Here is a 15714-nt window from a genome sequence, read left to right as displayed (position 1 = left end):
GCCTGGCCTTGTGGTCAGGCCGCCTTGGTTTTGGCGGGCTCGTCTTTCGGCAGGAAGGCCAGCAGCGGCGCGGCGTGTTTGGCGACCTCGGCGGGAACCATCACCCCGCTCTGCGCGGCCTTGGCCAGGAATAGCTGGAACTCCACCGTGGCCTTGGCCAACTGGGCGTTCTTGGTCACGCTCGCGGCGCGCTGCAGATCGACCATCTGGGCCAGCATCGCGCGCATGGCCTGGGCCGGGTCGCTGGTGACGGCCGGAACCGCCGCGCGCAGAATCTTCAGCGCCTGATTGATCCGCTCGTTCTCCGGCGTCGCCTTCAGGTCGGAGCGTCGCTTCAGCGGGCCGCTATAGTCGCCGGAATTGAACCTGCGCCGGTCGGGGCCGATGTACTGGACGGCCTCCACCCAGTCGCGCGGGCGCAGGGTCACCGCCTCCAGCCGCCGCAGCAGGTCCTTCATCGTATAGGGCTTGCGCAGGAACTCGTGCACGCCGGCGTCACGGGCGCCGACGATCGCCGCGGCGGTCGCGGTGGCGGTCACCATGATGATCGGGGCCTGGCGGCAGGCCGCCTCGGACCTGCGCAGTTGTTTGGTGAACTCGATCCCGTCGACGTCGGCCCCGGCCAACTCCACGAAAATCAACTGAGGATTGACCTGGCGAGCAGCCTCCAAACCCTTGCGGGTGGTGGGCGCGTTCCAGAGCTGGACCTGGGCGATGCTGCGCATCAGATCGGCCAGCAGCCTTGCGCTGGCCGTGGCCGGATCGACGATCAGCACCTTCTGCATGAGCGGCGTCATGCGTTGAATCTGTTTCAGGTCTTCGTTGAACACTAGCGCGCTCGGGGCTCCGAAAGGTCGGAGCCCACTTAGCGCCAGCGCCCTTAAGAACGCCTTGACGATCAGTCCTGGAAGGGGTCGCGGACCATGATTGTGTCGTCCCGTTGCGGGCTGGTCGAGACCATCGCCGCCGGAGCGCCGATCAGTTCCTCGACCCGGCGGACATACTTCACGGCATTGGCCGGCAGGTCCTTCCAGGAGGTGGCGCCGGCGGTGCTTTCGCTCCAGCCTTCCATCTCCTCGTAGACCGGCTCGATGGCCGACTGATCCTTCAAGCCCGCAGGCAGATAGTCGAGAATCTCGCCGCGCAGCTTGTAGCCGACGCAGATCTTCAGCGTGGGCAGGCCGTCCAGGATATCGAGCTTGGTGAGCGCGATGCCGTCGATGCCGTTCAGCGCCACGGACTGGCGCACCAGCACGGCGTCGAACCAGCCGCAGCGGCGCGCGCGCCCGGTGACGACGCCGAATTCCTTGCCGACCGTGCCCAGGTGCTGGCCGATCTCATCGAACAGCTCAGTCGGGAACGGGCCTTCGCCGACGCGGGTGGTGTAGGCCTTGACGATCCCCAGCACGAAGCCCGGCCCCTTGGGACCCAGGCCCGAACCGGCCGCCGCCTGCCCCGCCACGGTGTTGGACGAGGTCACATAAGGGTAGGTGCCGTGGTCGACGTCCAGCAACGCGCCTTGGGCGCCTTCGAACAGCACGCGCTTGCCCGACTTCACGACGCTATCCAGCAGGCGCCAGGCCGGCTGCGAGAACGGCAGGATCTTCGGCGCGATCTCCTCCAGAGCGGCCAGCAGTTGCGCGCCGTCATATTCCGGCAGGCCAAGGCCCGCGCGCAGCGGCGTGTGGTGCGCCAGCAGGCGGTCGATCTTGGCTTCCAGGGCGTCGCGGTCGGCCAGGTCGCCGACCCGGATGGCGCGGCGGCCGACCTTGTCCTCATAGGCCGGGCCGATGCCGCGGCCGGTGGTGCCGATCTTGTTGACGGCGGCGGCTTCGCGCGCCTGGTCCAGGTCGCGGTGCAGCGGCAGGATCAGGCAGGCGTTGTCGGCCAGCACCAGCAGGTCCGGGGTGATCTTCACGCCCTGGCCGCCCAGCTTGGCGATCTCTTCCAGCAGGTGCCAGGGATCGACGACCACGCCGTTGCCGATCACCGACAGCTTGCCCTGCACCACGCCCGAGGGCAGCAGCGAGAGCTTATAGACCTGGTCTCCGACCACCAGGGTGTGGCCGGCGTTATGGCCGCCCTGGAAACGCACGACGACGTCGGCCCGGTTCGAAAGCCAGTCGACAAGCTTGCCCTTGCCCTCGTCGCCCCATTGGGCGCCGATCACGGTCACGTTAGCCATTTAGATACGATTTCCCGGCCTGCCGAGCGGGTCCAACCACGCCCTTCGACAGGCTCTCGGCGGGTGGACTGGATCGATTTTAGGAAGCGGACGCGCGCCTATCGGGCAGCAGATATCCGTTCGCTGGGGGTAAACCAGCGGCGGGCTCCCCCGTCAAGCCCTGCGCCTGTAGAACTGGCGGAGCACCGCATGCTGAGCCGGCGCTCGTCGCGCACCTCTCCGCGCCGATTTATGAGGAAAGCCATGCCCCGTCCCCGCTTCCACCTCGCCTTCCCCGTCCGCGATCTGGCGCAGGCGCGTGCCTTCTATGGCGGCCTGCTGGGCTGCCCCGAGGGACGCTCCAGCCCCGACTGGATCGACTTCGATTTCTTCGGCCATCAGATCGTCGCCCATCTGGCGCCGGACGAGGCTGGCCAGCGAAACACCAGCACGGTGGACGGCGAGCAGGTGCCGGTCCGCCATTTCGGCGCGATCCTGACCCTGCCGGAATGGCAGGCCATGGTGCAGAAGCTGGAGGCCGCCGGGACCCAGTTCGTCATCGAACCGCAGATCCGCTTCGTGGGCGAGCCCGGCGAGCAGGCGACGATGTTCTTCCTTGATCCGTCCGGCAACGCGCTGGAGTTCAAGGCCTTCGCCGACGACGCCATGGTGTTCGCGAAATGAGCGTGACCCTCGCCGACATCGAAGCGGCCGCCGCACGGCTCGCCGGCCACGCTGTCGAGACCCCGCTGATCGAGAGCCCGGCGCTCAACGAGCGGCTGGGCCGCCGCGTGCTGATCAAGCCCGAGACCCTGCAGCGGGTCGGCGCCTTCAAGTTCCGCGGGGCCTATAACCGGTTGGCCCAGCTGTCGCCCGAGCAGGCCAAACGGGGCGTCGTCGCCTATTCGTCCGGCAACCACGCCCAGGGCGTGGCGCTGGCGGCCCGGCTGCTGGGCGTGCCGGCCACGATCCTGATGCCGTCGGACGCGCCCGCCGTGAAGATCGAGGCGACGCGCGGCTATGGCGCGGAGGTCAAGCTCTATGACCGCCTGACCGAGAGCCGCGAGGCCCTGGCCGCCAGCGTGGCCGCCGAGCGCGGCGTGGTGATCGTCCCGTCCTTCGACGACCCCGACATCATCGCGGGCCAGGGCACCATCGGACTGGAGCTGATGCGGCAGGCCGGCGTGCTGGGCGCAGCCTTCGACGTGGTGGTGGCCCCGATCGGCGGCGGCGGGCTGATGGCCGGGCTGTCGACGGCGGTGAAGGCGCTCTCGCCATCCACCGCCATCGTCGGCGTGGAGCCGGAAGGCTTCGACGACACCCTGCGCTCGCTGCAGAAGGGCGAGCCGATCAACATCAAGCCGACCACCCGCTCGCTGTGCGACGCGCTGGAGAGCCCCGCCCCCGGCGAGCTCACCTTCCCCATCCTCCAGAAGACCATCGCCGACATCGCCGTGGTCACCGACGCCGAGGTGGCCGAGGCCATGCGCTACGCCTTCGGGGTGCTGAAGCTGGTGGTCGAGCCCGGCGGCGCCGTCGGCCTCGCCGCCCTGCTGGCCGGCAAGGTCAAGACCTGGGGCGAGGGCGCGACCGGCCTGGTTCTGTCGGGCGGCAACGTCGATCCCGACCTGTTCGCCCAGGTGCTGCGCAAGGAGATCTAGCGCCATGCTCAAGGCCAGCTGCCACTGCAAGGCCACCCAGTTCGAGGTGAGCGTTCCGCCCAAGGACGTGAACAGCTGCAACTGTTCGTCCTGCTCCAAGCGCGGCGCCTTGTGGGCCTATTACGACGAGGATCAGTTCCGGCTGACCACCGCCCCCGACCGGGTCTCGACCTATCAGTGGGGCGACTACATGATGAAGCTGCACTACTGCGCGATCTGCGGGTGCGCGACCTTCAATGAAGGCCCAGCCTGGAAGGACGGAGAGATCGACTTCAGCGTCAACCGGATCGGCGTCAACGCGCGGCTGTTCGACGATTTCGACCTCGCCGCCGTTCCCGTGCGCTACACCAACGGCAAGGACGCCTGATGATCCGTCCAGCCGTCGCCGCCGACTGGCCCGCCATCTGGGCGATCCTCAAGCCCGTCATTCGGGCCGGCGAGACCTACACGCTGGACCGCGACATGGATGAGGCCCAGGCTCGCGCCTATTGGCTTAATCCCGCGCACGACGTCTTCGTTTCCGAGGAGGACGGCCAGGTGCTCGGCACCTACTACCTGCGCGCCAACCAGGCCGGCGGCGGGGCCCACGTCTGCAATTGCGGCTACATGACCGGCCAGGCGGCGCAGGGCAAAGGCGTGGCCCGCGCCATGGGACTGCATTCCCTGGATCACGCCCGCGCGCGGGGCTTCCGCGCCATGCAGTTCAACTTCGTGGTCTCGACCAACGCGCGCGCCATTGGTCTGTGGGAGAGCCTGGGGTTCGAGATCGTCGGACGACTGCCGGGCGCCTTCCGACGCCCGGCTTCCGACTATGTCGACGCCCTGGTCATGTTCCGGGCGCTCTAGAGCCGATCCTCTGGCGCGACGACGGCGGGCGCCGCATCGCGAGGCGTCACCAGCTTGGCCAGCTTGGGCTTCAGCCAGTTCTCGAAGTCGTCGACGAACTCGTAGACCACCGGCACCAGCACCAGCGACAGCAGGGTCGAGGTGATCAGGCCGCCGATCACGGCCACCGCCATCGGCTGGCGGAACTCGGCCCCCTTCTCCAGGGCGAAGGCGGTCGGCAGCATGCCCGCGGCCATGGCCAGGGTGGTCATGACGATCGGGCGCGCTCGTTCGCGGCAGGCCTCGATCAGGGCCTCACGCTGCTCCATGCCGTCACGCTCACGCTCGATGGCGTACTCCACCAGCAGGATCGAATTCTTGGCCGCCAGGCCGAGCAGCATCAGGAACCCGATCAGCGACGGGATCGACAGCGACAGGTCGAAGATCAGCAGGCCCAGGAACGCCCCGCCCACCGCCAGCGGCAGAGCCGAGAGGATGACGATCGGCTTGAAGAACGACCGGAACAGCAGGACCAGCACGCCGTAGATCATCGAGACACCGGCGAAGACCGCCAGGCCGAAGGAAGCGAACAGCTCCTGCATGGCCTCCAACTGGCCGGTCTCGGCCGGTTTCACGCCGGCCGGCAGGTTCTTCATGATCGGCAGCTTGTCGACGGCCTGGTTGGCGGTGCCCATCTCGACGCCGTTCAACTCGGCCTGGATCGTCTGCTGGCGCATGCGGTTCAGGCGTTCGATCCGCGCCGGACCGGCCTGGAACTCGACATCGGCCACGGCCTCCAGGGTCGTGACACCGCCCGAGGCGGTCGGGATCCGCAGCGACCTGATCCGCTGGATGTCGGCGCGGGCGTCGGCGGGCAGCCGGATGCGGATCGGCAGGCGCCGCTCGCCATCGGTCAGCTTGGCGACATTGGCGTCGATGTCGCCGACCGTCGCCACCCGAGCGACCTGGGCGATGGTGTCGGCCGAGACGCCCAGACGGGCGGCTTCGGCGTCGCGCGGACGGATCACCACCTCGGGTCCGACCGGCGGGGTCGAAGGCCGCGGGTCGGCTATGACGTCGAGCGTGCGCATCTGCTTTTCGAGCTCAAGCGCCGTGGCCTGAAGCTTGGCGGGATCGTCGCTCTGCAGGATCTTCTGGAGACCGGCCTCCCCCTGGGATCCCAGGAAGCTGACCCGCGCGTCGGGAATGCTCAGCAGTTGCTCGCGCATCTCCTTGCGAAGTTTGGCGCCGCTGAGCTTGCGATCACCTGACAGCAGGACGGTCATGGTGCCGGACCGCAGATCGCCGCCCCCGCCCGTGCCGCCGCCAGGACCGCCGACGCTGACCGTCGACCCGATCTGGGCGAAGACGCCGGTCACTTCGGGCCGGCTCTGGAAGAGGGTCGTCAGCCGCCGGACCGTGTCCTCCATGTCCGCCGCCGTGGCGCCGGGCGGCCCCTGGACGTTCACATAGAGGTAGTCGGGGTCGCCCTCGGGCTGGAAGCCCTGCGGCAGCAGCGGCACCAGGGCCAGTGAGCCGATGAAGATCACGCCGCCGATCACCGAGGCGATGATCCGGTGATCGAGGGCCCATTCCAGGGTGTTGCGATAGAAGCCTTCGAACGGCTTGCGCGGCTTGGGGTGGGTGACGGGCTTGAGCAGATAGGCCGCCATCAGCGGCGTCAGCAGCCGCGCGACCACCAGTGAGAACAGCACCGCGATCGACACCGTGATGCCGAACTCGCGGAAGAACTGCCCGGCCATGCCGGCCATGAACGAGACCGGCGTGAACACCACGACGATGGCGAAGGTGGTCGCCACGACGGCCAGGCCGATGGCGTCCGCGCCCTCCATCGCCGCCTGGAACGGCCGCATGCCCCCGGCGACGCGTTTCTCGATGTTCTCGATCTCGACGATGGCGTCATCGACCAGGATGCCGATCACCAGGGTCAGGGCCAGCAGCGTCACCACGTTCAGCGAGAAGCCGAACACGTTCATGAAGAAGAAGGTGGGGATCAGCGAGACCGGCATGGCGAAGGCGGTGATCGCCGTCGAGCGCCAGTCGCGCAGGAACAGGAACACCACCAGGGCCGCCAGGATCATGCCCTCCAGCAGCACGTGCTGGGTGGCGCGGAAGCTCGCCCGCGTCTCGTCGACGCTGGAGAATATCTTGGTGAAGGTGACGCCCTTGTAGGTCCCCTCGGCCTTCTGGAGCGCGGCGATGATGTTGTCTTCGACCGCGACGTCGCTGGAGTCGCGGGTCTTCATGACCATGAAGCCCACCACCGGCTGGCCGTTCAGGCGCGCGAAACCGCGGACCTCGGACGAGCCGTCGCCGACCTCGGCGATGTCGGTCAGCTTCACGTATCCGCCGGAGCCGGTGGGGATGGTGAAGTCGCGCAGCGCCTTCAGCGTATTGACCGAACCCAGCACCCGCAGGGTCTGCTCGCGCCCGCCGACCTGCACCCGGCCGCCTGGGGAATCCAGGTCCGCCCCGCGCAGGGCGTTGTTCACCTGGGCCGCCGTCAGGCCACGGGCGTTCAGCTTGTCGGGGTCGATGATGACGTTGATTTCGCGCGTCACGCCGCCGACGCGGGCGACCTGGGCGACGCCCTTCTCGCCCTGCAAAAGGCGGCCGATCGTATCGTCGACGAACCAGGACAGCTCGACGTCCGACATCTCGGGCGCGGCGACCGCATAGGTCAGGATCGGCTGGCTATCGAGTTCGACGCGGGTGACGGTCGGCTCGTCGATTTCCCGCGGCAGCACGGCGCGGGCCTGGTCGACGCGCGAGCGGACCTCGTCGGTCTTCTTCTGGAGATCCTCGCCCAGCTCGAACTCGATACTGGTGGTCGAGACGCCTTGGGTGACCGTCGAATAGATGTTCTTGACGTTGGGGATGCCGGCCATGGCGTCCTCGACCGGCCGGGTGATCTGGGTCTCCATTTCCCCAGGCGCGGCACCGTTCTGCGTGACGGTCACCGAGACCATCGGGAACTGCACGTTGGGGAACATCTTCACGTAGAGGCCCGAATAGGCCACCAGCCCAGCCAGCAGCAGGGCGACGAAAAGCACCGCCACCGGGACTGGATTCTTGATGGCCCAGGCTGAGATCTTCAGCCCGTCGCCGCCACCGCTCGGATGGGCGTCGCTCATTGCTTCTTACCCGTCGCTGGAGCCGCCGCCGGCTTGGCGGCAGGCGCCGCGGCGTCCAGCGGCTTGACGAGATCGCCGTCCAGCAGGAAGGCCGCGGCGTTCTGGATCACGCGGGTTCCGGCCGGCGGGCCCTTGACCAGGGTCACCAGGCCTTCGCCTCGCGCGCCGGTCTGGACGATGACGCTCTTGACCCTGTTGTCTGCCCCGACGGTCATGACGCTGGCGCCGTCGGAGTCGTAGCGCACGGCGGTCTCCGGCACGGTCAGGCCATGGCCCGAGGCGTCGTCGAAGATCGCCCGGCCGAAGCCGCCGGCGCGAATATCGCTGCGCACCGGCAGGGCGATCCGCACCGAGCCGAGCTTGGTCTGGGCGTTCACCTGGGGCGAAATGATCCGCACCTGTCCAACCGCGGTTCCGCCGGACGGCAGGGTGACGGTGGCGCGCTGGCCGATGCGAACCCGGGCCATGTCGTCCTCCGACACCTCGGCCGACAGCTCGATCTGGCCGTCGCGGGCGATGCGGAACCAGGGCGTGGCGCCGCCGGCGGCGAGGTCGCCCGGCCGCACGGTGCGTTCCAGCACCAGCCCGGAGACCGGGGCGGTGACCGCCAGCTTGGTGGCGCGGGTCTGGGTGTCGCGATAGGCGGCGGCCTGGGCGGCGGCGGTGGCGCGCGCGGCTTTCGCCTGGAAGCGGCGCTGCTGCAGCGCCTCTTCCGACAGCACGCCCTGGCCGTCGAGCCCGGCGACGCGGGCGGCTTCGGCCTCGGCCTGCTCGGCCTGGACGGCGGCCTGAGCCGCGAGCGCCCGCTGCTGCTCCACCTGCGAGGCGATCAGGGCGCCGTCGAGTTGAGCCAGGGTTTCACCGGCGCGAACAAAGGCGCCCTCCTCGACCAGCACGCGCGAGACGCGGTAGCCGGTCACTTCGGGCGCGACCGCAGCTTCCTCACGCGGGATCAGCGAACCCGAGGCGGTCAGCGATCCGGCGATCGCACGGCTTTCCACCTTCACGACCCGCACCGAACGGGCCTGGGCCGCCGGGTCCTTCTTCGGCGGCTCCTTGGCCCCGCAGGCCGAGAGCGCCAGGGCCGAGGTCAGGCCGGCCGCAAGCGTCAGGTAGGTCTTGGATCTCGACACGTCAGCGAGCCTCTTTGTTGGTCGGGGCCGACTGGAGCGGCCAGCCGCCGCCCAGGGCCTTGTATGTTTGAACCGCACGGCGCAGCGCCTGCACCTGTGCGGCGGTTTCCTGAGTGCGCACGCTGCGCCAGGCCTGTTCGTTGTTGAGCGTGGTCTGCAGGTCGATGACCCCAGCCACATAGCCCTTGCGCGAGGCCTCATAGGCCCGCTCGGCACGGTCTTCGCCGGCGTCCAGCAGCTCGACGCGCCGACGGTCGGCGGCCAGCTGGACCAGCGAATTCTCGGCCTCGCCAAAGGCGGTCTGCACCGCCTTTTCATAGGCGATCGCCGCCTGTTCGGTCCGGGCGTCCTGCGACTTCAACTCCGAGAGCAGGCGCGGGATGTCGAGCACCGGCATCGTGACGTTGCCGCCGATCGTCCAGTTCCGGACCGTGTTCGAGAAGCCCGGCTGGTCGGATCTCTGCAACCCGATCCCCGGCGCGAGCTTGAACGTGGGGAAGAAGGCGAGCTTGGCGTAGTCCAGGCGGCCGAGCGCCGAGACCAGCATGGCTTCGGCCTGGCGCACGTCGGGACGGCGGGCCAGCAGCTCGCCGGGAATGACGGCCGGAACCTCGGGGACGGCGCCGACCTGGGCGTCGACCGGCAGGCTGGCGGTCGGATCGATCCCGCGTCCGACCAGGATCAGCAGCGTGCGGCGCTGGGCCTGAAGATCGGCCTCCAGGGCCGCCACCTGGCTGTCGGCCTGCGACAGGTCGCCGGCCACGCGGTCGGCGTCGGAGGTCGCGGCGATGCCGCGGTCGGCGCGGATCTGGACGATCCGCAGCAGCTCGCGCTGGATGCGAGCCGTGGCCCGCGCATCCTCAAGCTGGATCGCCAGGCCGCGCGCCTGGAAATAGCTGTCGGCGACATTGGCCGCGAGGCTGGCGCGGCTGGCCTCATAGTCCAGGCGCGCAGCGGCCATCTCGGCGTTGGCCGCGCGGCGGGCGGCGAACACCCGGCCGAACAGGTCGATCTCCCAGGTGACGTCGAAATTGGCGCTGTAGCTCTCGCTCCGGCCGGAGTTGGAGAAGCCCGGAATGGCGATCGCCGTGCCGTCGATGACCTTGCTGTCGGTCTTCGACGCCGCGCCCCGCGCATTACCTTGCGGGAAGAAGTTGGTCAGCGCCCCGGCCCGGGTGGCGCGCGCCTCGCGCAGCTTGGCCGCGGCGGTGCGGGCGTCGGGACTGGCCGCCAGGGCCTGATCGACCAGGGCGGTGAGTTGCGGATCGTTGAAGGCGGTCCACCAGGTATCGAGCGTCGCGGCCCCGGCCGGCACGGCGGGGACCGGCGCCTCGAAGGCGGCGGGCAGGCGCGTGTCAACGCTCCGCGTCGAAGCGCAGGCCGACAGCGCGAGGCAGGCCAGAACGACCAGGGGAGTGGTCGTGGAAGAGGCTGAACGCATCATTCTTTTCGTCATTGGCGGTCCGCGAACACCCACCGAATCTATCGGCGTGGAGGAGGCGCGACGCAGACCTCGATATCGGCGTTTTCGTACTTAGTCGGGCTGGGGCGTCCCGTCGATTGCTCAGCCGTCACAAACGATGCGGGCAAGCGGTACTGTGGCGCGGCGGACGCAGACGACTAGCGCGATCCGAGCGGCCGAACTAGGGTCTCGCGCAATTCCGTCCCACACTTGGATGATTCATGAAGCAGTTTCTCCTCACCGGCGCCGCGATCTGGGCCGTTTTCGCCGCCCCCGCCTTGGCATCGGACATCGCTCCGGCCAAGATCGCAGAGCACGTTAAAGTTTTGTCATCCGACGCCTTTGAGGGCCGCGGCCCGGCGACCGAGGGCGAAAAGAAGACCGTCGCCTACATCATCGAACAGTACAAAGCCGCGGGCCTGCAACCCGGCGGCGACCTGACGAACGGCCAGCGCGCCTGGACCCAGGACGTGCCGCTGGCCCGCTTCGAAACCACCGGCCCGGTGGCGGTCAGCGTGAACCTCGGCGGCCAGACCCAGACCTGGACCCAGGGCGAACAGGTCGCCCTGCTCGCCACCCAGACGGGCGCCACCCGCGTCACCGTCAAGGACGCGCCGATCGTCTTCGTCGGCTACGGCGTCACCGCGCCGGAGCGCAACTGGGACGACTTCAAGGGCGTCGACCTGAAGGGCAAGATCGCCCTGGTCCTGGTCAACGACCCCGACTTCGAGACCGGGAAAGGCGACTTCGGCGGCAAGGCCATGACCTATTACGGTCGCTGGACCTATAAGTTCGAAGAAGCCGCGCGCCGCGGCGCGATCGGCTTCCTGGTCATCCACGAGACCGCGCCGGCCTCCTACGGCTGGGCGACGGTGAAGAACTCCAACACCAGCGCCGTCTTCGACATCATTCGCAGCAAGCCGACCGAGGCCCACGCCCCGCTCGAAGGCTGGATCCAGCGCGACAAGACCGTCGAACTGTTCAAGGCCGCCGGCCTCGACTTCGAGACCGCGAAGATCTCGGCCCAGAGCCGCGACTTCAAGCCGGTCGAACTGAAGGGTGCGACCTTCTCCACCGACTACGCGGTCGACGTGCAGAAGATCGTGTCGAAGAACGTGGCGGGCATCGTCCCCGGCGCCAAGCGCCCCGACGAGGTCCTGATCTATTCCGGCCACTGGGATCACCTCGGCGTCGGCCTGCCGGACGCCAAGGGCGACAAGATCTATAACGGCGCCGTCGACAACGCCGACGGCATCGCCACCCTGATCGAAATCGGCCGCGCCTTCGCCAAGGGCCCCAAGCCCGACCGTTCGGTGCTGTTCCTGGCGGTGACCGCAGAGGAGCAGGGCCTGCTCGGCTCGGAATACTATTCGGCCAACCCGCTCTATCCGCTGGCCAAGACTGTCGCCGACATCAACATGGATGCGCTGGCGCCGACCGGCCCGGCCAAGGACTTCTCGTCCTCGGGCAACTCGGCCTCGACCCTGCAGGACGAGATGATCGCGGCCGGCAAGGCCAAGGGCCGCTACTACACGCCCGAAACCCATCCGGAAGCCGGCTCGTTCTTCCGCTCGGACCACTTCCCCTTCGCCAAGCGCGGCGTCCCGGCGATCTCGTTCGAGTCCGGACGTGACCTGGTGGACGGCGGGATCGCGGCCGGCGAAGCCTACGCCAAGGCCTACAATGTCGACCGCTATCACCAGCCGGCCGACGAATATGACCCTTCCTGGAACCTTGAAGGCGTGGCGGCGGACGGCCAACTGGTGTTGGATCTCGGCCGTAAGCTCGCCAACACGACCAGCTGGCCGGAGTGGAAGGCGGGCTCGGAATTCAAGCTGACCCGGGACGCCACCGCGTCTCAGCGGAAATAGTAGACGAGGGTGCGATGGCGCAGGCGGGTTTGATCCGTACAGGGATCGGGGGCTGGATCTTCGAACCCTGGCGGGGGGTCTTCTATCCGGAGGGCCTCAAGCAGAGCGAGGAACTCGCCTACGCCAGCCGCCACCTGAAGACGCTGGAGATCAACTCCACCTACTACTCCAGGCAGAAACCCGAGACCTTCGCCAAGTGGGCGGCCTCCACCCCGGACGGCTTCGTCTTCTCGGTGAAGGCCTCGCGGTTCTGCACCAACCGGCGCGTCCTGGCCGAGGCCGGCGAGTCGGTGGGCAAGTTCCTGAACCAGGGGGTCGCCGAGCTGGGCGACCGGCTGGGGCCGATCAACTGGCAATTCATGGCCACGAAGAAGTTCGACCCCGAAGACTTCGCGGCGTTCCTCGATCTGCTACCGAAGAAATTGGACGGCCTGGCGCTGCGCCACGTGGTCGAGGTGCGCCACCCCAGCTTCGCCGACCCGGCCTTCGTGAAACTGTGCCGCAACCATGACGTGGCCATCTGCGTGGCCGAACACGAAACCCATCCGCTGATCGCCGACATCACCACCGGCTTTGTCTATCTGCGGCTGATGAAGGGCGTCGACGAGATCGAGACGGCCTATCCGCCGGCGGAACTCGACGCCTGGGCCGAGCGCCTGACCGACTACGCCAAGGGCCAGGTCCCCGGCGACCTCAAGCCGCTGGACCGCACCGGCCCGGCCGAAGGTCCGCGCGAAGTCTTCGCCTATGTCATTCACGAGGGAAAGGTTCGCGCCCCGGCCGCGGCCCAGGCGCTGGACGCGCGCGTGAACAAGTAGCCCCAAAACACAAAACGCCCCCGGCCTTTGGCCGAGGGCGCGATGTGCAAGAATGCGAATTCTTGGTCTGGACGCTTACGCGCCGCCGGGGAAGCGCATCGGCACCTTAACGACGCCGGTCTTCGAACCCATGGGCAGAGCATCGGCCACGCACAGGGCGGCCTTGTCGAAGCCCTTACCAGCCTTGCTGTCTTCCAGGACCTTGCAGCCCGAGAGCTTGCCGGCCGTAGCGCTGCACTCGAGCATGACAACAGCCGCGTCGCGGGTGTTGGCGTGCTTGGTCAGGCACTTGGCCATGCTTTCTTGGAAATCAGCGGCGGACGACGCACCGGCAAACGCCAGGCAGAGAGCGATGCCGCCCCCGAGTTTGATGAGATTCTTCATTGCCCCAACCCTTTCTAGATAACGGACGCAACGCTGTTATGGGGGATGCAGGTTAAAAGAATCTGATCTTGGCGAATTAGATGTGGTTAACGTCAAGTAAACGGCTGAATCACAATTCGTGTGACTTTGTATATATACGCACGTGCAAGTCCGCAAAATCCGTATTTTCAGTGACGTTTGGTTAGCAACCTCAAGGCATCTTCCCGATAAGGCTAATAGGCTCGGGGGATACGTAGTGAAGCGCTTTCGGCTTGTGGATTTGCCGCTAATTGCGAAGATCGGCTTCGCACCTGCTTTTGCACTGGTCATGCTGGCCCTGACCGCGGGCGGCGCGGTTGTTATCCAGCGCGGCCAGGCCGCCGACCTTCGTCAGGTCGTGCACTCTGATCTTCCCAACAGCCTGCGCCTGCAGAAGGTTTCGGAACGGATCACCGGCGTTCACGGCGAGCTCTACTTCCTGCTTACCCACCAGGCCGCTTCGATCGAAGTCGACCAGATCGAAGGCAGAAGCCAGGCGCTGCTGACCGAAGTCGACGCGATCACCAAGGAAGTCCAGGCGATCGCCTCCAAGGCTCCGCCGGCGCAGAAGAAGTCCTTCGACGAGCTGATCAAGGCCCTGAAACAGACCCGCGACGCGCTGGACGTCATCGCGGCCATGATCACCACTGATTTCGGCACCGCCGCCGGCTTCGCTGCTCCCTTCGAGGAGGAGTATACGAAGATGAGCGGCACCCTGAACAAGATCGTCGCCGCCAACGGCGTCCTGACCGACGCCAACGCCAAGGCCAGCGAGGACCGCTCGAAGGCCGCCCAGATGGTGACCATGGTCGCTGCCCTCGCCACCCTGCTGATCGCCGGCGCCCTCGCCTGGGCCCTGACCACGATCCTGCGCGGCGACGTCAAGAAGATCGCCGGCGCCACCGAGGCGCTGGCTCACGGCGACAACGGCATCGACCTGGACGCGCTGGCGCGGAAGGACGAACTGGGCGCCATCGTCTCCTCGCTCACCATCTTCCGCGACAACCAGCTCCACCTCGAAAAACTGCGCGTCGAGCATGAGCACACCGAGGCCGCCGCCGAGGTCACCCGTCGCCAGAACGCCGAATCCGCCGCGGCCATCGCCGAGGAACAGGCCATGGTGGTGAACTCGCTGGCTCAAGGCCTCGACAGCCTCGCCACCGGCGACCTGACCTACCGTCTCGAACGCGAATTCCCCGGCGACTACCGCAAGCTGCGCGACGACTTCAACGCCGCCTCCGGCAAGCTTGAAGAGGCCATGCGCGCCATCGCCGGCGCCACCGCCTCCATCCAGTCCGGGGCCGGTGAGATCAGCCATTCGGCCGACGACCTGTCGCGCCGCACCGAGCACCAGGCCGCGACTCTCGAGGAAACCGCCGCCGCGCTCGACGAGATCACCGCCACCGTCAACAAGACCTCGGAAGGCGCCTCGCACGGCCGTGAAGCCGTCGCCCTGGCCAAGACCGACGCCGAAGAAGGCGGCCTGGTCGTCGGCCGCGCCATCGAGGCCATGGGCCAGATCGAAAGCTCGGCCAAGCAGATCAGCCAGATCATCGGCGTGATCGACGAGATCGCCTTCCAGACCAACCTGCTGGCCCTGAACGCCGGCGTCGAAGCCGCGCGGGCCGGAGAAGCTGGCCGTGGTTTCGCGGTTGTCGCCTCCGAAGTCCGCGCCCTGGCCCAACGCTCGGCCGAGGCCGCCAAGGAGATCAAGACCCTGATCTCGGCCTCCAGCCAGCAGGTCGCCTCCGGCGTGAGCCTGGTCGGCGAGACCGGCAAGGCCCTGGAACGTATCGTCCGTCAGGTCGGCGAGATCTCCAACGTGGTCGGCGAGATCGCCGCCTCCGCGAAGGAAGAAGCCCTTGGCCTCGGCCAGGTGAACACCGCCGTCAACCAGATGGACCAGGTCACCCAGCAAAACGCCGCCATGGTCGAGGAATCGACCGCCGCCAGCCGCGTCCTCGCCGACGAAGCCGAGGAGCTGGCCCGTCTGGTCGCCCGCTTCAAGGTCACCGGCGGCGGCATGCGTAGCGCGGCCCGCCGGGCTCCGCCCGCCAGCCACGGCCACCAGTCCCGCCCTGCCACTCGCGGCGCGACGGCCCTGGCCCACGCGCCCCGGGCGGACGAAGACACCTGGGAAGAATTCTAAGAACAAGACGTCCAGGAACACACGGGAAGGGGTCGCCGCAGGGCGGCCCCTTTTTCGTTGGTCGCTTGACAGTC

General features: G+C 67.8%; 13 protein-coding genes. 7 read left to right on the top strand and 6 right to left on the bottom strand.

What is annotated here, in order from left to right:
• Positions 1 to 14: 14 nt before the first annotated feature.
• Positions 15 to 797 (bottom strand): response regulator transcription factor, encoded by a 783-nt coding sequence (locus tag ASE02_RS05435; protein ID WP_056732001.1) that lies wholly within the window; start codon positions 795 to 797, stop codon positions 15 to 17.
• Positions 798 to 898: 101 nt separating this feature from the next.
• The gene (locus ASE02_RS05430; protein WP_056731936.1) at positions 899 to 2185 is read right to left on the bottom strand and encodes an adenylosuccinate synthase; all 1287 of its coding nucleotides are present in this window, start codon (positions 2183 to 2185) and stop codon (positions 899 to 901) included.
• Between the two features lie 243 nt (positions 2186 to 2428).
• On the opposite strand from ASE02_RS05430, the gene ASE02_RS05425 reads away from it, so the two are divergent.
• Genes ASE02_RS05425 through ASE02_RS05410 form a run of 4 tightly spaced genes read left to right on the top strand, consistent with a single transcriptional unit; the run spans position 2429 to position 4671 of the window.
• Entirely contained in the window at positions 2429 to 2848 is a 420-nt protein-coding gene (locus ASE02_RS05425) for a VOC family protein (RefSeq protein ID WP_156405913.1), read from the top strand.
• Positions 2845 to 3825: a threonine/serine dehydratase gene (locus ASE02_RS05420; protein WP_056731933.1), complete on the top strand. Its 981-nt coding sequence runs from the start codon at positions 2845 to 2847 to the stop codon at positions 3823 to 3825. The genes ASE02_RS05425 and ASE02_RS05420 overlap by 4 nt, the downstream gene beginning before the upstream one ends.
• A gap of 4 nt (positions 3826 to 3829) precedes the next feature.
• Positions 3830 to 4192: a GFA family protein gene (locus tag ASE02_RS05415; RefSeq protein ID WP_056731931.1), complete on the top strand. Its 363-nt coding sequence runs from the start codon at positions 3830 to 3832 to the stop codon at positions 4190 to 4192.
• Positions 4192 to 4671, top strand: coding sequence for a GNAT family N-acetyltransferase (locus ASE02_RS05410; protein ID WP_200957612.1), 480 nt, complete (start codon positions 4192 to 4194; stop codon positions 4669 to 4671). Before ASE02_RS05415 ends, ASE02_RS05410 begins: the two co-directional genes overlap by 1 nt.
• On the opposite strand, the gene ASE02_RS05405 is transcribed toward ASE02_RS05410, so the two are convergent.
• Genes ASE02_RS05405 through ASE02_RS05395 form a run of 3 tightly spaced genes read right to left on the bottom strand, consistent with a single transcriptional unit; the run spans position 4668 to position 10379 of the window.
• Positions 4668 to 7805 (bottom strand): efflux RND transporter permease subunit, encoded by a 3138-nt coding sequence (locus ASE02_RS05405; RefSeq protein ID WP_056731927.1) that lies wholly within the window; start codon positions 7803 to 7805, stop codon positions 4668 to 4670. The two genes, ASE02_RS05410 and ASE02_RS05405, sit on opposite strands and share 4 nt — an antisense overlap.
• Positions 7802 to 8938: an efflux RND transporter periplasmic adaptor subunit gene (locus ASE02_RS05400; protein WP_056731924.1), complete on the bottom strand. Its 1137-nt coding sequence runs from the start codon at positions 8936 to 8938 to the stop codon at positions 7802 to 7804. Before ASE02_RS05400 ends, ASE02_RS05405 begins: the two co-directional genes overlap by 4 nt.
• 1 nt (position 8939) lies before the next feature.
• Positions 8940 to 10379 carry an efflux transporter outer membrane subunit gene (locus ASE02_RS05395; protein ID WP_235536616.1) on the bottom strand — a complete coding sequence of 480 codons (1440 nt, stop codon included), beginning with the start codon at positions 10377 to 10379 and terminating at the stop codon, positions 8940 to 8942.
• Between the two features lie 242 nt (positions 10380 to 10621).
• Between ASE02_RS05395 and ASE02_RS05390 the strand changes: the two genes are divergently transcribed.
• A complete protein-coding gene (locus ASE02_RS05390) occupies positions 10622 to 12271 on the top strand; it encodes a M28 family metallopeptidase (RefSeq protein ID WP_056731920.1) in 1650 nt (549 codons plus the stop codon).
• A gap of 14 nt (positions 12272 to 12285) precedes the next feature.
• On the top strand, positions 12286 to 13089 hold the full coding sequence (locus ASE02_RS05385; protein ID WP_056731918.1) for a DUF72 domain-containing protein: 804 nt from the start codon (positions 12286 to 12288) through the stop codon (positions 13087 to 13089).
• Positions 13090 to 13164: 75 nt separating this feature from the next.
• Here ASE02_RS05385 and ASE02_RS05380 read toward each other — a convergent pair whose 3' ends face one another.
• The gene (locus tag ASE02_RS05380; protein ID WP_056731917.1) at positions 13165 to 13473 is read right to left on the bottom strand and encodes a hypothetical protein; all 309 of its coding nucleotides are present in this window, start codon (positions 13471 to 13473) and stop codon (positions 13165 to 13167) included.
• 235 nt (positions 13474 to 13708) lie between these two features.
• Here ASE02_RS05380 and ASE02_RS05375 point away from each other — a divergent pair, with 235 nt between their 5' ends.
• A complete protein-coding gene (locus ASE02_RS05375; RefSeq protein WP_056731915.1) occupies positions 13709 to 15640 on the top strand; it encodes a methyl-accepting chemotaxis protein in 1932 nt (643 codons plus the stop codon).
• Positions 15641 to 15714 lie beyond the last annotated feature (74 nt).

This window comes from Phenylobacterium sp. Root700, assembly GCF_001429025.1.
In the GTDB taxonomy this organism is placed as follows: Bacteria; Pseudomonadota; Alphaproteobacteria; order Caulobacterales; family Caulobacteraceae; genus Phenylobacterium.
The sequence above is the reverse complement of the archived record's forward strand: the minus strand, read 5'-3'. Positions and strand labels throughout refer to the sequence as shown.

What these genes read in the sequence shown, in the direction of transcription:
- ASE02_RS05435 (WP_056732001.1), bottom strand. Translation starts at nt 797, where the DNA reads ATGACGCCGCTCATGCAGAAGGTGCTGATCGTCGATCCGGCCACGGCC.
- ASE02_RS05430 (WP_056731936.1), bottom strand. Translation starts at nt 2,185, where the DNA reads ATGGCTAACGTGACCGTGATCGGCGCCCAATGGGGCGACGAGGGCAAG.
- ASE02_RS05425 (WP_156405913.1), top strand. Translation starts at nt 2,429, where the DNA reads ATGCCCCGTCCCCGCTTCCACCTCGCCTTCCCCGTCCGCGATCTGGCG.
- ASE02_RS05420 (WP_056731933.1), top strand. Translation starts at nt 2,845, where the DNA reads ATGAGCGTGACCCTCGCCGACATCGAAGCGGCCGCCGCACGGCTCGCC.
- ASE02_RS05415 (WP_056731931.1), top strand. Translation starts at nt 3,830, where the DNA reads ATGCTCAAGGCCAGCTGCCACTGCAAGGCCACCCAGTTCGAGGTGAGC.
- ASE02_RS05410 (WP_200957612.1), top strand. Translation starts at nt 4,192, where the DNA reads ATGATCCGTCCAGCCGTCGCCGCCGACTGGCCCGCCATCTGGGCGATC.
- ASE02_RS05405 (WP_056731927.1), bottom strand. Translation starts at nt 7,805, where the DNA reads ATGAGCGACGCCCATCCGAGCGGTGGCGGCGACGGGCTGAAGATCTCA.
- ASE02_RS05395 (WP_235536616.1), bottom strand. Translation starts at nt 10,379, where the DNA reads ATGCGTTCAGCCTCTTCCACGACCACTCCCCTGGTCGTTCTGGCCTGC.
- ASE02_RS05390 (WP_056731920.1), top strand. Translation starts at nt 10,622, where the DNA reads ATGAAGCAGTTTCTCCTCACCGGCGCCGCGATCTGGGCCGTTTTCGCC.
- ASE02_RS05385 (WP_056731918.1), top strand. Translation starts at nt 12,286, where the DNA reads ATGGCGCAGGCGGGTTTGATCCGTACAGGGATCGGGGGCTGGATCTTC.
- ASE02_RS05380 (WP_056731917.1), bottom strand. Translation starts at nt 13,473, where the DNA reads ATGAAGAATCTCATCAAACTCGGGGGCGGCATCGCTCTCTGCCTGGCG.